The following is a 13,351-nucleotide window of genomic DNA, read 5'->3' on the forward strand; positions in this document are numbered from 1 at the left end:
GATGCCGGTACTGGTGATCACGGGCACGGGCACGGAGGTCGGCAAGACGGTCACGACGGCGGCCGTGGCCGCCGCCGCGCTCGCGGCCGGCCGTTCCGTGGCCGTCCTGAAGGCCGCACAGACGGGCGTCGGCCCGTCCGAGCGCGGCGACGCGGACGAGGTCGTACGTCTGGCGGGCGACGTGACCGCCGCCGAACTCGCCCGTTTCCCCGAGCCGTTGGCCCCCGGAACGGCCGCCCGCCGCGCCGGGCTGCCCCCGGTCCACCCGCACGACGTGGCCGACGCCGCCGCCAAACTGGCCGCCGAGCACGACCTGGTGCTGGTCGAGGGCGCGGGCGGCCTGCTCGTCCGGTTCGACGCGTCGGGCGGCACCGTCGCCGACGCGGCCGCCCTCCTGAACGCCCCGGTCCTCCTGGTCGCCTCGGCGGGCCTCGGCACCCTCAACTCCACGGAACTCTCAGCCCGCGAGCTGGACTACCGAGGCATCGAACTGGCCGGCGTAGTGATCGGCAGCTGGCCCACCACCCCCGACCTGGCCTCCCGCTGCAACGTCACGGACCTGTCAGAAGTCGCAGCCGCCCCACTCCTGGGCGCCCTCCCGGAGGGCGCCGCCACCCTCCCCCCCACCGACTTCCGCTCGACAGCCCCGAGTTGGCTGGCACCGAGGCTGGACGGCACGTGGGATGCGGAGGTGTTCCGGGTACGGGAGGCGCCGTGAGCGCTGTGCGGGCGGTGACGGTGTACGGGAGGCGCCGTGAGCGCCGTGTGGGAGGGGCGCGTTGCGGGTGGCGACGGTGGTAGGGGACGTACCACCGCACCGAGCTGACTCGCACCAGTGACCGAGGCCCCGCCTCCCATGCTGCTCCAGCGCCCCCTGCCCCGCGGGGCCGACGGCGACCGCTGAGCCTGACGGGGTGCAGGGTGGAGTCCCGGCTGGGGGGTACAGGGGCGGGGCCCCCGACGGGGTGCAATCCCCTGAACCCGACGAGTGCAGGGGCGCAGCCCCGGCGGGGTACGGGGGCGGAGCCCCGGCCGGGGAGTGCAGGGGCGCAGCCCCGGCGGGGTACGGGGGCGGAGCCCCGGCCGGGGAGTGCAGGGGCGGAGCCCGGCGGTCCCCGCGGCCCGACCGTGATGCAACCCCTTAGCCCGACGGGCCAGGGCGGAAGCCCCGAAGGGAGCAACACGGGGTGCAACCCCTGAGCCCAGCGGGGTCCAGGGGCGCAGCCCCGGCGGGGTCGAAGGGGCGCAGCCCCAGCGGGGTCCAGGGGCGCAGCCCCTGGAGGGGTCGAAGGGGCGGAGCCCCTTGGGGATGGGTCGGGTAGGGGCGGAGGGTCCGGCCGGTGATCCGGGTGCTGGGCGCCGCCTTCCCGGCGCTGTTCGGCTCCATCGGCCGGATGAGCCAGCGCAACGCCCTGCGCAACCCGCGCCGCACGGGCGCCACGGCGGCGGCGCTGATGGTCGGCCTGGCCCTGGTCGGCGGCATGTCGGTGGCGAGCGCCTCGATGACCAAGTCGTTCGACCGGCAGATCGACAAGACGCTCGGCGCCGACTTCGTCGTCCAGAACACCAACTTCCAGCCGTTCACCGCCGAGATCACCGACAAGGTGCGCCGGACGGAGGGCGTCGGGCTGGTGGTACGCCAGCGGTTCGCGCCCCTGGCCGTGCGCCTGCCCGACGGCAAGCGGGTCCGCACGACCGCCGCCGGATACGACCCGCAGGTCGACGACGTCGCCCATGTCGCCTACAAGCGCGGGAACACCGTGGCGGCCCTGGCGCCGGGGCACCTCGGCATGGACGCGCGTTTCGCCGCGGACCACGGCGTACGGCTGGGCAGCACGCTCCCGGTCGAGTTCCCGGGCGGCAGAACCGCGCGGATGACGGTGGGCGCCCTCACCGACCAGGGCGGCGGCGACGGATTCGGCATGCAGGGCGGGCTGTTCGTCGGCATCGCCACGGTCGAGCAGTACGTTCCCGGCGGCCAGGACTCCAGCCTGTACGTCAACCGGGCCGCCGGCACCGACGCCGACCAGCTGCGCGCGCACCTGGAGCGGACCCTCGACGCGTATCCGCAGGTGCAGGTGCGCGACCAGGCCGACTACAAGAAGCTGGTACACGACCAGATCGCGGTGCTGCTCTACCTCGTGTACGCGCTGCTCGGACTGGCGATCGTGATCGCGGTGCTCGGCGTGGTCAACACCCTCGCGCTGTCGGTCGTGGAGCGCACCCGCGAGATCGGGCTGCTGTGCGCGATCGGGCTCGCCCGGCGGCAGTTGCGCCGGATGATCCGGCTGGAGTCGGTGGTGATCGCGGTGTTCGGCGCGGTCCTCGGCCTGGCGCTCGGCCTGGTGTGGGGCGTGTGCACCCAGCAGGTGCTGGCCCTCCAGGGCATGCCGGAGCTGGCGATCCCGTGGGGCACGATCGTCGCGGTGGTGATCGGCTCGGCGGTCGTGGGGGTGGTGGCGGCGCTGCTGCCGGCGTTGCGTGCCTCGCGTATGAATGTGCTGGCGGCCATCGCGCACGAGTGATGGAATCGCGGCGAGACTCAAGTCATCCGCTGTCGAGGAGAGTTCATGCCGCGCCCGTTCCGCTTCGGGGTCAACCTGCTCGCTCCCGCGCCCGCCGCGGAGTGGCGCGCCAAGTGCCGGCGCGCCGAGGAGCTCGGGTACGACGTGATCCTGGTCCCCGACCACCTCGGCATGCCGGCGCCGTTCCCGGCCCTGGTCGCGGCCGCCGAGGCGACGGAGCGGCCGCGGCTGGGCACGTTCGTGCTCAACGCGGGCTTCTGGAACCCGGCACTGCTGGCCCGCGAGGTGGCCACCACGGACGCGCTGACCGGCGGCCGCCTCGAACTCGGCCTCGGTACGGGCTACGTACAGGCGGAGCATGAGGCGGCCGGGCTGCCCTACGGTTCGCCGCGCGAGCGGGTGGACCATCTCCGGGGTACCGTCGAGGCGTTGGAGAAGCTGCTCGGCTCAGAGGAGCACCAGCCGCGGCCCGCCCGGTCCGGGGTGCCGCTCCTGATCGGCGCCAACGGCGACCGGATGCTGCGCCTGGCGGCCGAGCACGCCGACATCGCCGCCTTCACTGGCGCCCGCTCGGTCCCCGGCGACGCGGCGGGCCGGCTGGTCCCGCTGACGGCGGAGGAACTGGACGAACGCGTCGCCCGTTACGAGGACTTGGCGGCCGCCCGCGCCCACCCCGCCGAACGCAACCTCCTGGTCCAGCTCGTGTCCGTCACGGACGACCCCGAGGCCGCCCTCAAGCCGCTCCTCGACCGCCTGCCGGAGCTCACCCTGGACGACGCCCTGGCCCTGCCGATCGTGCTGGTCGGCACCCTGCGCGAGATCGTCGAGCGGGTGCGGGCGCAGCGCGAGCGGTACGGGTTCTCGTATCTGACGGTGCTGGAGTCGTCGATGGAGGAATTCGCCCCCGTGCTCGCGGAGTTGCGAGGCGAATAGTGCCGGGGCGAGCAGTTCACGGGCGAGGCGTTCCGGGGCGGCGTGGCGGCCGTCCGCATCGCGAAAACGGTTCGCGGGACGGGCGAGGGCTCTGTTTGGCTCGCCCCATGAGCGATCTTCACATCCGCCAAGCCACCCTGTCCGACGTCGACGCCGTGCTGGAGTTCTGGCGCACCGCCGCCGAGGGGACCAGTATCAGTGACGACCACGACGGGGTGGCCCGGCTCATCACGACCGACCCGCGGGCGCTGCTCCTCGCGGAGCGCGACGGGCTGCTCGCGGGCACCGTCATCGCGGGCTTCGACGGGTGGCGGTGCTGCGCCTACCGGCTCGCCGTGCACCCGGAGCTGCGCCGCCAGGGCATCGCCACCGCCCTGATGGAGGCCGCCGAAGAGCGGTTCGCCGCGCTCGGCGGCCGGCGTGTGGACGCCATGGTGCTGGAGGCCAACGAACGGGCCCAGCACGCCTGGTCGGCGGCGGGCTACCGGCGCGAGAACCACTGGCGGCGCTGGGTCAAGCCGCTCTGAACAGGGGGCGGGGAGCCGGACGCCCAGAGGGTCGCCGCGGCGAGGAGGGCGACGACCGCCGATCCGGTAAGTACGGGCACGGTGCCGAACCACGCGGCCAGCGCCCCGCCCGCCAGCGCCCCCACCGGAACCGTCGCGAGCAGGACCGCCTGGACGAGACCGGCGACGCGTCCCCGCATGCCCTCCGGAGTGACCAGTTGCTGTGCGGTGGTCATCGAGATCATCCACACGGTGCCGGTGATCCCGTAGCAGACCTGGTACGCGAGCAGCACGGGAAAGGCGAGGCCCAGTGAGGCGGCCGGGATCAGGAAGACGGCCGCGCCCGCCCCGACCCCGAAGAGCTGCGTGGCCCGCCACAGCCCGGCGGCCTTGCCGAACCGCCCGGCGACCATCGCGCCCACGAGCGTGGCCGCGCTGTAGGCGGCGTAGGTCGCTCCCAACTGCCAGGCGGGCAGGGCGAGATCACGGCTCGCGTAGAGGACGTACAGCGCCGCCGCCGCGCCGCTGCCGAGGTTGAGTCCGGCGCCCGCCAGGACCATGCGGCGCAGCCGGTGCTCGGCGCGCACCACCTCAAGTCCCTTGCCCAGCTCAGCAGTCAGGGACTTCACGCCTGCGGACTTCCCAGCGCCCACCGGGTGGTTCAGTGCGGCGGGCAGGGCGAGCAGGAACAGGGCCTCGACCGCGTAGGCCGCGCTGCCCGCGACGAGCGCGGTGTCGGCTCCGAGGAGACCGACCAGGACGCCACCGGGTGCCGGGCCGCCGATCTGCCCGCTCGTACGGGCCGCTGTCAGGGCGGAGTTGGCGCCCAGCAGCCGCTCCGAGGCGACGACACGGGGCAGGGCCGCCTGGAGGGCGATCGAGAGCGTGAAGGTCAGGGTGCCGGAGACGACGGCCACCGCGTACAGGTGCGGCAGGGTGATGTGTCCGACAGCGCCGGCGAGCGGGACCGAGGCGACGATCAGGGTCTGGAGGGCGGTGACCGTCACGAGCAGGCGGCGCAGCCGGACCCGGTCGACGAGCGCCCCGGCCAGTGGGCTCAGGACGGCGCCAGGCAGATAGGTCAGCGCCAGCAGCGTGGCCGCCCCGAACGGGCCGGTGCCGAGGCCGGTCACGGCGAGCAGCGTCAGCGCGAGCGCCGTGATCTGCCGCCCGACGGAGCTGGCGACCTGCTCGGCGCACAGCAGCACGAACGGGCGGTGCCGGTGCAGGAGGACGCGCGTCTCGGTCGTCGTCGTGCCCACCCGGTCAGATCCCCGTGCAGGGCACGGGCCAGCGGCGCAGCCGCGTCGGCAACGCCACCACCCACCCGTCGGCGACCAGCGCCAGCCGCTCGGCGGCGAGCAGATCGACGGCTTCCCGCTGCACGGCGTCCAGTTCGCTCATCGCCGTCACGTCCTGCACTCGGCCGAAGGTGGCGACCAGGTCCGGGTCGTCGAGCGTGAGCCGCGCCGAGGTGGGCCGTTCCCTGCGGTCCATGACCGTGACGAAGTCCGGCCCGCGGCGGTGGTGGAGCATGCCGGTCGGGAAGGCGGCGTACGCGCTGCGCCACTCGGCCAACCCGCCCTGCTCGCCCGGTCGTTCAGCGGGCGGCGGAAGGTGGTGCAGCATCCGCGTGTCACATGTGTCTCCGTACGCCGCCTCCCAGCGCGTACGGAACCCGTGGCTCTGGCACTCCCGCAGGAAGGTGCAGTGGTGCTTCTCGCCCCACCAGCAGCCGCGCGCGCCCTCGACGACCAGCTTCGGGTAGACGTGGGCGAGGACCGGGGAGGCCTCCAGGGCGGCCTGCCACTGGTCGTAGTCGGGTGCGGGGATGTCGGCGGGCGCGACGGTGCGCCGGGACTCGGTGTTCGCCCGCGAGGCCGTTCCGTCCCACCAGCACAGTCCGGGGACGTCGGCGGGCGGCGTACCGGCGTCCAGGTGGCGCAGGAGTGCCGGGAAGGCGTACTCGCCCTCGCCGCGTACGACGTGGTCGACGAAGGGGTGGTTGTGGTGCAGGGCGTGGCCCATCGGGCCGTCGCAGTTGCTGCCGCCGAAGACGATCGTGAGGCCGGGGCGGCGGCGCTTGAGCTCCTGGGCGAGCGCGAGCGAGGGGACGTTCTGCATGAACGTGGTGGTGAACCCGACGACGTCGGGCTCCTGGGCGAGCACTTCGGTCGCGCACGCGAGGATGAAGTCGGCCGCATGGGCCCGCATGGCGGAGGCGGTGTCGATGCACAGGTCCCGTGCGGCGGCGTACTCCTTCAGGCGGGCGACGCCCCAGTCCGCGTCGTCGTACAGGGCTCCCGAGAAGACCCAGTCGCCGAGGCCGTCGAAGATCGAGTCGCTGCCGATCGCCTCGTAGTCGGCGGGGCGCAGCCGCCCGGCGGAGTGTTCGAGCAGGAACTCCGCCCAGCGCAGCGAGCCGTGGAACTCCCGTACCTCGTCGTCCGGGCGGACCTGTCGCAGCAGCCGGTGCAGCAGGCCCACCTGGAGCGACGGCAGATCGATCGGGTGCCAGGGCATGGTCACCAGCTGAACGCGCATACCGTTCTCCCCGTCCCCGTGATCGTCCGCCGCGCTCCTGCCCTTCCTCCTCCTGGCGGGTCAGCGGCTCGGCGGCCGCTTCTCCATCACGGCGGGGCGGCGGTTGGTGCGCTCTTCCTCGCGGATCACTACCTTTTTGATCTCCACGGACCCTCCCTTGCCGGACCGGCTCGCCGGACTGTCTCGAACGTGCGCATCGCAAGAGGTAGTTCACCCTAGGGATCTGTCATGCACCTCACAAGAGGGCGCCGTCCACCGCCGGACACCCACCGACCACTTTGCCCCCTCTTTACTATTCGGGTGCGGTGCCGCGCGATCCCGCCTACGCTGTCCGATCATGAGACGGAGGTGACCCGATGACCGATGTGCTCCTCCTGCTCGTGGCGATCCTGCTGTCGCTCGCCTGCGGCACGTTCGTCGCCGCCGAGTTCTCGCTGACCACGGTCGAGCGCGGCGAACTGGAGCGGGCCGCCGCGCGCGGCGAGCGCGGTGCCGCGGGCGCCCTCAAGGCCGCACGGAACCTGACCTTCCAGCTCTCCGGTGCGCAGCTCGGCATCACGGTCACCAATCTGGTGGTCGGCATGCTCGCCGAGGGGTCGATCGCCAAGCTGCTCGCGGGCCCGCTCAAGTCGGTCGGGATCTCCTCGTCGACGGCGCACTCCGTCGCCCTGGTCCTGGGCACGGCCCTGTCCACGGTGTTCCTGATGGTCGTCGGCGAGCTGGTGCCCAAGAACTGGGCGATCTCCTCGCCGCTGACCATGGCCAAGCGGGTCGGCAACATCCAGCGCTGGTTCAGTGCGGCCTTCCGGCCGTTCATCACCCACCTCAACAACACGGCCAACCGTGTGGTGCGCCGCCTGGGTGTGGAGCCCGCCGAGGAGCTGGCGTCCGCGCGCGGGCCGCAGGAGCTGGCGGCGCTGGCCCGGCACTCCGCCCGGGAGGGCGCGCTGGAGGCCGACACCGCCGAGATGTTCGTCCGGACGCTGAACCTCGCCGACCTCACCGCGGAGAACGTGATGACCCCGCGCGTGCAGGTCGTCGCCCTGGACGTCCAGGCGACCTGCCAGGACGTGGCCAACGCGACCCGGGCGACCGGCCTGTCCCGGTTCCCCGTCTACAGCGGCGGCCTCGACACGGTCGTCGGGGTCGCCCACGTCAAGGACGTGCTGGCGGTGCCCGCCGCGCAGCGGACCCGATACTCCGTCGCCCAGGTGATGCGCGAGCCACTGCTGGTTCCCGAGTCCCTGACCGTCGACCGGCTCCTGGACCGCCTCTCCGGCCGGCGCACCATGGCCGTCGTCATCGACGAGTACGGCGGCACGGCGGGCGTCGCGACGCTGGAGGACATCGTCGAGGAGGTCGTCGGCGAGGTGCGCGACGAACACGACCCGCACGAGACGCCCGACATCGCTTCCGCCGGGACGGACGCGGACGGCCGGACGATGTACTCGGCGGACGGCGCGGCCCGCATGGACGAGCTCGCGCGCGTGGGCCTGCGGGCGCCCGAGGGGCCATACGAGACCCTGGCCGGCTTGGTCGCGACCGAACTCGGCCGCATACCCGAGGTCGGGGACCGGATGGACGTCGCCGGATGGCGGCTCGACGTGGTGGACGCGTCGGGGCACCGGGCGGCCCGTGTGCTGCTGCACGCGCCGCTCGACGGCCCGGGCGCCGGGCACGACACGGTGCGTGAGGGAGGAAGTGGCCGGTGACCGCCGTCCAACTGCTGATCGGTCTGGCGACACTGTTCGCCAACGCGTTCTTCGTCGGCGGCGAGTTCGCCATGATCTCCGTGCGCCGCAGCCAGATCGAGTCGCTCGCGGAGGAGGGCGACCGACGCGCGACCAGCGTGCTGTGGGGCCTGCGGCACGTGTCCGCGCTGCTGGCGGCCGCCCAGCTCGGCATCACGCTGTGCACGCTGGTCCTGGGCATCGTCGCGGAACCGGCGATCGCGCACCTGCTGGAACCGGCGTTCGACGCGGTGGGCGTGCCCCTGAGCGTGGGCCATGTCGTGTCCTTCGTGATCGCGCTGACCCTGGCGACGTATCTGCACATGCTCTTCGGCGAGATGGTGCCGAAGAACCTCGTGCTCGCCGATCCCGCGCGCAGCGCGCTGATGCTCGGCCCGTCCCTGGTCGCGCTGTCCAAGGCGCTGCGTCCGGTGATCTTCACGATCAACGAGTTCGCGAGCGGCGTGCTCAAGCTGCTGCGGGTGGAACCGAAGAACGAGGTCACGGCGACGTTCTCGGACGCCGAACTGGCGCAGATCGTGCGCGACGCGGGCGACGCCGGCCTGATCGACGACCGCGCGCGGGAGCGCCTGCACGACGCCCTGGAGCTGGGCCGCCGCCCGGTGCGGGACGTGGTGGTACCGCTGAACCGCGTGGTCTACGCCCGCGAGGGCATCACCCCCGAGCAGCTGGAGCGGCTCGCCGCGGAGTCGGGCTTCTCCCGCTTCCCCGTGGTCGACGAGGGCCGGCACATCGTCGGCTACCTGCACATCAAGGACGCGCTGGACGCCTCCCCCCGCAACGTCCCCTTCCGACGCGACGACATCCGCCCCATCCCGCGCGTACGGGAGACCACCCCCCTCGACGACGTCCTCACCGCGATGCGCGGCAACCGTACCCACCTCGCGGCGGTCCTGGGCGCCGACGGCAGACTGGCGGGCCTGGTGACCATGGAGGACGTACTGCGGGAGCTGTTCGGGCAGCATGCGTGAGCGCTGCGCGTGCACAAGCGGGCACACCTGGACGCCGGTGACGCCGACCGACCGGTCCGCAGCAGATAGGAGCCTCGGGATACCATCGCACCGCCATGCATACGAACCCCACACCTCCCGCACACACCAGCCTCGTCGCGATCGGCGACTCGTTCACCGAGGGGATGTCGGACCTGCTGCCGGACGGCTCCTACCGGGGCTGGGCCGATCTCCTCGCCACGCGGATGGCCGCCCGCACGCCCGGGTTCCGGTACGCCAACCTCGCGGTGCGCGGCAAGCTGATCGCGCAGATCGTCGACGAGCAGGTCGAGGCGGCCGCGGCGATGAACGCCGACGTGATCACACTGGTCGGCGGGCTGAACGACACGCTGCGGCCCAAGTGCGACATGGGACGGGTGCGGGGTCTGCTGACGGAGGCGGTGGAGCGGCTCGCCCCGTCCTGCAAGCAGCTGGTGCTGATGCGCAGCCCGGGCCGTCAGGGCCCGGTGCTGGAGCGGTTCCGGCCGCGCATGGAGGAGCTGTTCGCCTGTGTCGACGAGCTCGCCAAGCGGCACGACGCGCTGGTGGTCGACCTGTACGGCGCGCCCTCGCTGGGCGACCCGCGACTGTGGGACGTGGACCGGCTGCACCTGACGCACGAGGGACACCGCCGGGTCGCCGAGGCGGTCTGGCAGTCGCTCGACTACGAGCCCGAGGACACACAGTGGCGTACGCCGATGCCGGCCACCCTGCCCCCGGGCTGGCTGACACGCCGGTCCGCGGACGCGCGGTTCGCCAAGGAGTACCTGCTCCCGTGGATAGGCCGCCGCCTGACCGGCCGCTCCTCCGGCGACGGCCGGACAGGCGCCCAATTCAGCGCCGAGCTGGGCAAAGCCTTCTGGGTCACTCCTGCGGACCACACGAACCCCGGTCCTGTGACGGACTGGCGACGGGTGGGGCTCTAGGTGTATTGATCACAAGCGCTGTTGACACGAACTTCGGCGGCCGGCCGCCGCGCGATCCATGCTCGAAGCCTGTTGCGGAGCCGGTCCGCAGGCACCGGAATCGTGGCCTTGATCCCGCGTCTGCGCAGGTCCTCGTCCCGGCCGGGGGCCCCCTCGACGAGGCCCGAGAAACTGCCGACCCGATCCGGCTGATGCGACGGTTCCGGATCACCTCGCACACCGCGATCCACTACGTCCGCACGGCCTACCCCGAGCGCTTCACCATCGATCCCACCCAGGCCTGGTGCCGTGACCGCATAGGTTCGCCGGGTTGCCGGTTTGGACGGGGCCCGCTGCGCTCTCGCCGCGGTAAGGGCACGATCATCAGCCTGGCCGCGGCTGAAGCCGATCGGCTCCTATGACCGCGGTGTGCTGTCCCAGCGCCACGTGGTGAGACGAGGGTGCCCCGGTAGTTCGGCGCGACCGGTGGCCCACAACAGGGTGAGCCAGGGATCCGCGCCCTGCGGGGCTTCCGGGAACAGCCGGGCGAGCACCCGCGAGCAGAGATCGGAGGGCGGGGTCCAGGCGAGCCCGAGCCCCTCCGCCAGATCGTGCGTGTGCACCAGGGTCTCTACGACCCCCATCGCCGCGAAGCCCTCGGGGTCCGAGACGCCGGAGGCGTGGTAGGCGCGGACGCGCTGCGGCGTCGTTCGCACCATGGCGACCAGAAGGGCACCGCTCGCCTCCAGCACCTGCAGCAGGCCGGCCGGACCCGCGTCGTGTTCCGCGAAAATGAAGTTCGGAGGTCCCTCCGGCCGCTTCTGGCGCAGGGCGAAGGGGACATGGGTGTCCAGCGGCGGGCTCTGCGGCCCCAGCTGGACGGCGTAGAACAAGAAGTCGCCGGCGAGGTGCTCGACGGTCTCCCAGCAGTCCCACTCCAGCGAACCGGCCTTACCGCCCCACCCCGCAGGGGGTGCGTCCCGAAGGATGCCCACGGCAAGCCGCACGGCAAGGTCGACGTCGTCCGCGGTGACGGGAGACAGGACTGATCCGGTTTCGACTGATCGAGACATGACAGCACGGTATCCCGTTAGCTGACGGTCAGGTGCGCAGGTCGAAGCTCTCCGAGGTGCGACGCTTCAGGACCGTCAGCGTCCGATCATCCCGGCGCGGATTCTCCTCGGCTGCCGCGGACTGCGGCAGTTTCCGCGCGAGTTCCGCACTGTCCAGAGCCAGCTCAGCCCTTCAGACCCGCGCGGGACACCCCCTCGATCACCCAGCGCTGCGCCACGGCGTAGAGCAGCAGTACGGGGACGCCGGCGATGACCGCTCCGGCCATCAGCAGGTCGTAGCGCGTGTTGTTGGCGCTCTGGAAGTTGGCCAGGCCCGCGGGGAGCGTGAGGGAGTCCGGGCTGAGCAGGACGTACAGGGGCCAGAGGAAGTCGTTCCAGTTCGACAGGAAGGCCAGCAATCCAAGCGTGGCCAGGGCCGGGCGGGAGAGCGGCAGTACGACGCGGACGAAGATCTGCCACCGGTTGCAGCCGTCGATCTCCGCCGCCTCCTCCAGCTCCCGGGGCAACGTGAGGAAGAACTGCCGCAGGAAGAAGACGCCGAAGGCGCTCGCCGCCGCCGGGACGATGACCGCGGGCAGACTGTCCACCCACGCGAGCTCGTTGACGATCAGGAAGTTGGGAATCAGCAGCGTCATGGGCGGGACGAAGAGCGTGGCCACGATGCACGTGAACACGGCGCTACGGCCGCGGAACTCCATCCGGGCCAGCGCGTACGCCGCCGGAGTGGCCGTCGCCAGCACCAGCGCGGTGTGGGCGCTTGCGGCCAGCACGCTGTTGAACAGCCACCTCATCACCGGACTGTCGGTGTTGCCGAGCACCGTCCGGTACGCCTCGAACGTGGCAGGGCTCGGGATCCACGCCGGATCGGTCGACCCGGCAGCCTCCCGGGTCTTGAACGACGTCACCACCATGTACAGCAATGGGCTCAGATAGAACGCCGCGACGACGGCGAGGATCAGATGCAACAGGGACCGGCGCAGCCGCCGCTTCGCCACGGGCGCGGACACAGGCGTCCAGGCGTGCACCGGCATACGTGGTGTGCCGCGGCGAGTCCCTCGCTCCGGCACCGTGTTCATGGCCGCGCCCCCGCCCGCGTCCGCGTCGGCGGTCCTGCGCGCGTTCATCGGTCCTCCTGCCGCTCGCGGAAGACCCGGAAGACGACCGTGCTCGCGGCCATCAGCGCCAGGGCGAGCACGAAGCTCATCGCCGACGCCGACCCCATCTCGAAGCGCCCCAGGCCGGTTTCGGCGATGAGGTAGATGGCACTCTTCGTCTCGTCCGCCGGTGCCCCGCCCGTGATCAGGTACGACTGGCCGAACATGTTGGCCGAGGCCAGCAGCGTGGCGTTGACGACGAACAGGGCCACGGGCCGCAGACCGGGGAGCGTCACGTGGGCGAAGCGGTGCCAGGCGTTCGCGCCGTCGACCCTGGCGGACTCGTACAGCTCGGCCGGGATGTCCTGGAGGCCGGCGAGGTAGACGACGGCGTTGAAGCCGAGGGTCCACCACAGTGTGACGAGGACGAGGGCCCACCAGGCCGCCGGGGTGTCCGTGGTCCACTGGATGTCGTCGGGCAGTCCGAGCACGCCGAGGTAGTGGTTGACCAGCCCGATGTTGCCGTCCAGCAGGAACCGCCACACCACCCCGATCACGGCGACGCCGAGGACGTACGGGGCGAAGTAGACCGCCCGGTAGAGCCCGCGGCCACGGAACCTGCCGTTCATCAGCAGGGCGACCAGGAGCGGCACGATCAGCAGGAAGGGCAGCGACAGTGCCGTGAAGACGCCGGTGGCCCGCATCGCCTCCCAGAAGCGGGGGCCGTCGACGCTTCCCGGGTCGAACAGTTCCGCGTAGTTGCCGAGCCCCACGAAGGGCTTGGCCGCGACGTTGATGTCCCAGTCGTGCAGGCTGATCCACACGCCGTAGCCGATGGGCACCAGGACGAAGGTGAGGAACAGCGCCAGATACGGACCCAGGAACGCGTACGGCGTCCACCACCGGAAGGACCGGGAGGAACCGGAGGACCGGAGGAGCCGGGAAGACCGGCTCGACCGGGAGATCCGGATCCGGGCGGACCGGGCGGACGGGGAGGCGGTGCGGGCGAGCCGCTGTGGCACGGTCATGGC

The 13,351-nt window shown here is 72.2% G+C and carries 11 protein-coding genes and 1 pseudogene; 7 read left to right on the top strand and 5 right to left on the bottom strand.

From position 1 onward, the window contains the following. Position 1: 1 nt before the first annotated feature. The 4 genes and pseudogenes from bioD (at position 2) to QFZ74_RS04010 (ending at position 3,985) form a co-directional block, all read left to right on the top strand. Entirely contained in the window at positions 2-718 is a 717-nt protein-coding gene (gene bioD / locus QFZ74_RS03995) for a dethiobiotin synthase (protein ID WP_307619387.1), read from the top strand. Between the two features lie 613 nt (positions 719-1,331). After that, a pseudogene (locus QFZ74_RS04000) lies at positions 1,332-2,525 on the top strand (FtsX-like permease family protein); the annotation flags it as partial. A gap of 45 nt (positions 2,526-2,570) precedes the next feature. Continuing rightward, entirely contained in the window at positions 2,571-3,458 is an 888-nt protein-coding gene (locus tag QFZ74_RS04005) for an LLM class F420-dependent oxidoreductase (protein WP_307619388.1), read from the top strand. A gap of 107 nt (positions 3,459-3,565) precedes the next feature. Then, positions 3,566-3,985 (top strand): GNAT family N-acetyltransferase, encoded by a 420-nt coding sequence (locus QFZ74_RS04010; RefSeq protein ID WP_307619389.1) that lies wholly within the window; start codon positions 3,566-3,568, stop codon positions 3,983-3,985. On the opposite strand, the gene QFZ74_RS04015 is transcribed toward QFZ74_RS04010, so the two are convergent. Both QFZ74_RS04015 and QFZ74_RS04020 read right to left on the bottom strand, forming a co-directional pair. After that, positions 3,940-5,226: an MFS transporter gene (locus QFZ74_RS04015; RefSeq protein ID WP_307619390.1), complete on the bottom strand. Its 1,287-nt coding sequence runs from the start codon at positions 5,224-5,226 to the stop codon at positions 3,940-3,942. The two genes, QFZ74_RS04010 and QFZ74_RS04015, sit on opposite strands and share 46 nt — an antisense overlap. A gap of 4 nt (positions 5,227-5,230) precedes the next feature. Continuing rightward, the gene (locus tag QFZ74_RS04020) at positions 5,231-6,508 is read right to left on the bottom strand and encodes a DUF5825 family protein (protein ID WP_307619391.1); all 1,278 of its coding nucleotides are present in this window, start codon (positions 6,506-6,508) and stop codon (positions 5,231-5,233) included. Positions 6,509-6,864: 356 nt separating this feature from the next. Here QFZ74_RS04020 and QFZ74_RS04025 point away from each other — a divergent pair, with 356 nt between their 5' ends. The 3 genes from QFZ74_RS04025 (at position 6,865) to QFZ74_RS04035 (ending at position 10,174) form a co-directional block, all read left to right on the top strand. After that, positions 6,865-8,220 (top strand): hemolysin family protein, encoded by a 1,356-nt coding sequence (locus QFZ74_RS04025; protein WP_307619392.1) that lies wholly within the window; start codon positions 6,865-6,867, stop codon positions 8,218-8,220. Then, positions 8,217-9,230 carry a hemolysin family protein gene (locus QFZ74_RS04030; protein ID WP_307619393.1) on the top strand — a complete coding sequence of 338 codons (1,014 nt, stop codon included), beginning with the start codon at positions 8,217-8,219 and terminating at the stop codon, positions 9,228-9,230. Before QFZ74_RS04025 ends, QFZ74_RS04030 begins: the two co-directional genes overlap by 4 nt. Before the next feature lie 95 nt (positions 9,231-9,325). Further along, positions 9,326-10,174, top strand: a complete 849-nt coding sequence (locus QFZ74_RS04035; RefSeq protein WP_307619394.1) for an SGNH/GDSL hydrolase family protein — start codon at positions 9,326-9,328, stop codon at positions 10,172-10,174. Positions 10,175-10,569: 395 nt separating this feature from the next. Here the strand turns inward: QFZ74_RS04035 and QFZ74_RS04040 are convergent, their stop codons facing one another. The 3 genes from QFZ74_RS04040 to QFZ74_RS04050 form a co-directional block, all read right to left on the bottom strand. Continuing rightward, on the bottom strand, positions 10,570-11,226 hold the full coding sequence (locus tag QFZ74_RS04040) for a maleylpyruvate isomerase N-terminal domain-containing protein (RefSeq protein ID WP_307619395.1): 657 nt from the start codon (positions 11,224-11,226) through the stop codon (positions 10,570-10,572). A gap of 164 nt (positions 11,227-11,390) precedes the next feature. Continuing rightward, positions 11,391-12,350, bottom strand: a complete 960-nt coding sequence (locus tag QFZ74_RS04045) for a carbohydrate ABC transporter permease (RefSeq protein WP_307619396.1) — start codon at positions 12,348-12,350, stop codon at positions 11,391-11,393. Beyond that, positions 12,347-13,348 carry a carbohydrate ABC transporter permease gene (locus QFZ74_RS04050; protein ID WP_307619397.1) on the bottom strand — a complete coding sequence of 334 codons (1,002 nt, stop codon included), beginning with the start codon at positions 13,346-13,348 and terminating at the stop codon, positions 12,347-12,349. The genes QFZ74_RS04045 and QFZ74_RS04050 overlap by 4 nt, the downstream gene beginning before the upstream one ends. Positions 13,349-13,351 lie beyond the last annotated feature (3 nt).

It is taken from the genome of Streptomyces sp. V3I7 (assembly GCF_030817495.1).
Lineage (GTDB): Bacteria > Actinomycetota > Actinomycetes > Streptomycetales > Streptomycetaceae > Streptomyces.

Bases quoted from the DNA above. Each gene is read 5' to 3' on its own strand.
- bioD (WP_307619387.1), top strand. From the start codon at position 2: ATGCCGGTACTGGTGATCACGGGCACGGGCACGGAGGTCGGCAAGACG.
- QFZ74_RS04005 (WP_307619388.1), top strand. From the start codon at position 2,571: ATGCCGCGCCCGTTCCGCTTCGGGGTCAACCTGCTCGCTCCCGCGCCC.
- QFZ74_RS04010 (WP_307619389.1), top strand. From the start codon at position 3,566: ATGAGCGATCTTCACATCCGCCAAGCCACCCTGTCCGACGTCGACGCC.
- QFZ74_RS04020 (WP_307619391.1), bottom strand. From the start codon at position 6,508: ATGCGCGTTCAGCTGGTGACCATGCCCTGGCACCCGATCGATCTGCCG.
- QFZ74_RS04025 (WP_307619392.1), top strand. From the start codon at position 6,865: ATGACCGATGTGCTCCTCCTGCTCGTGGCGATCCTGCTGTCGCTCGCC.
- QFZ74_RS04035 (WP_307619394.1), top strand. From the start codon at position 9,326: ATGCATACGAACCCCACACCTCCCGCACACACCAGCCTCGTCGCGATC.
- QFZ74_RS04040 (WP_307619395.1), bottom strand. From the start codon at position 11,226: ATGTCTCGATCAGTCGAAACCGGATCAGTCCTGTCTCCCGTCACCGCG.
- QFZ74_RS04045 (WP_307619396.1), bottom strand. From the start codon at position 12,350: ATGAACGCGCGCAGGACCGCCGACGCGGACGCGGGCGGGGGCGCGGCC.
- QFZ74_RS04050 (WP_307619397.1), bottom strand. From the start codon at position 13,348: ATGACCGTGCCACAGCGGCTCGCCCGCACCGCCTCCCCGTCCGCCCGG.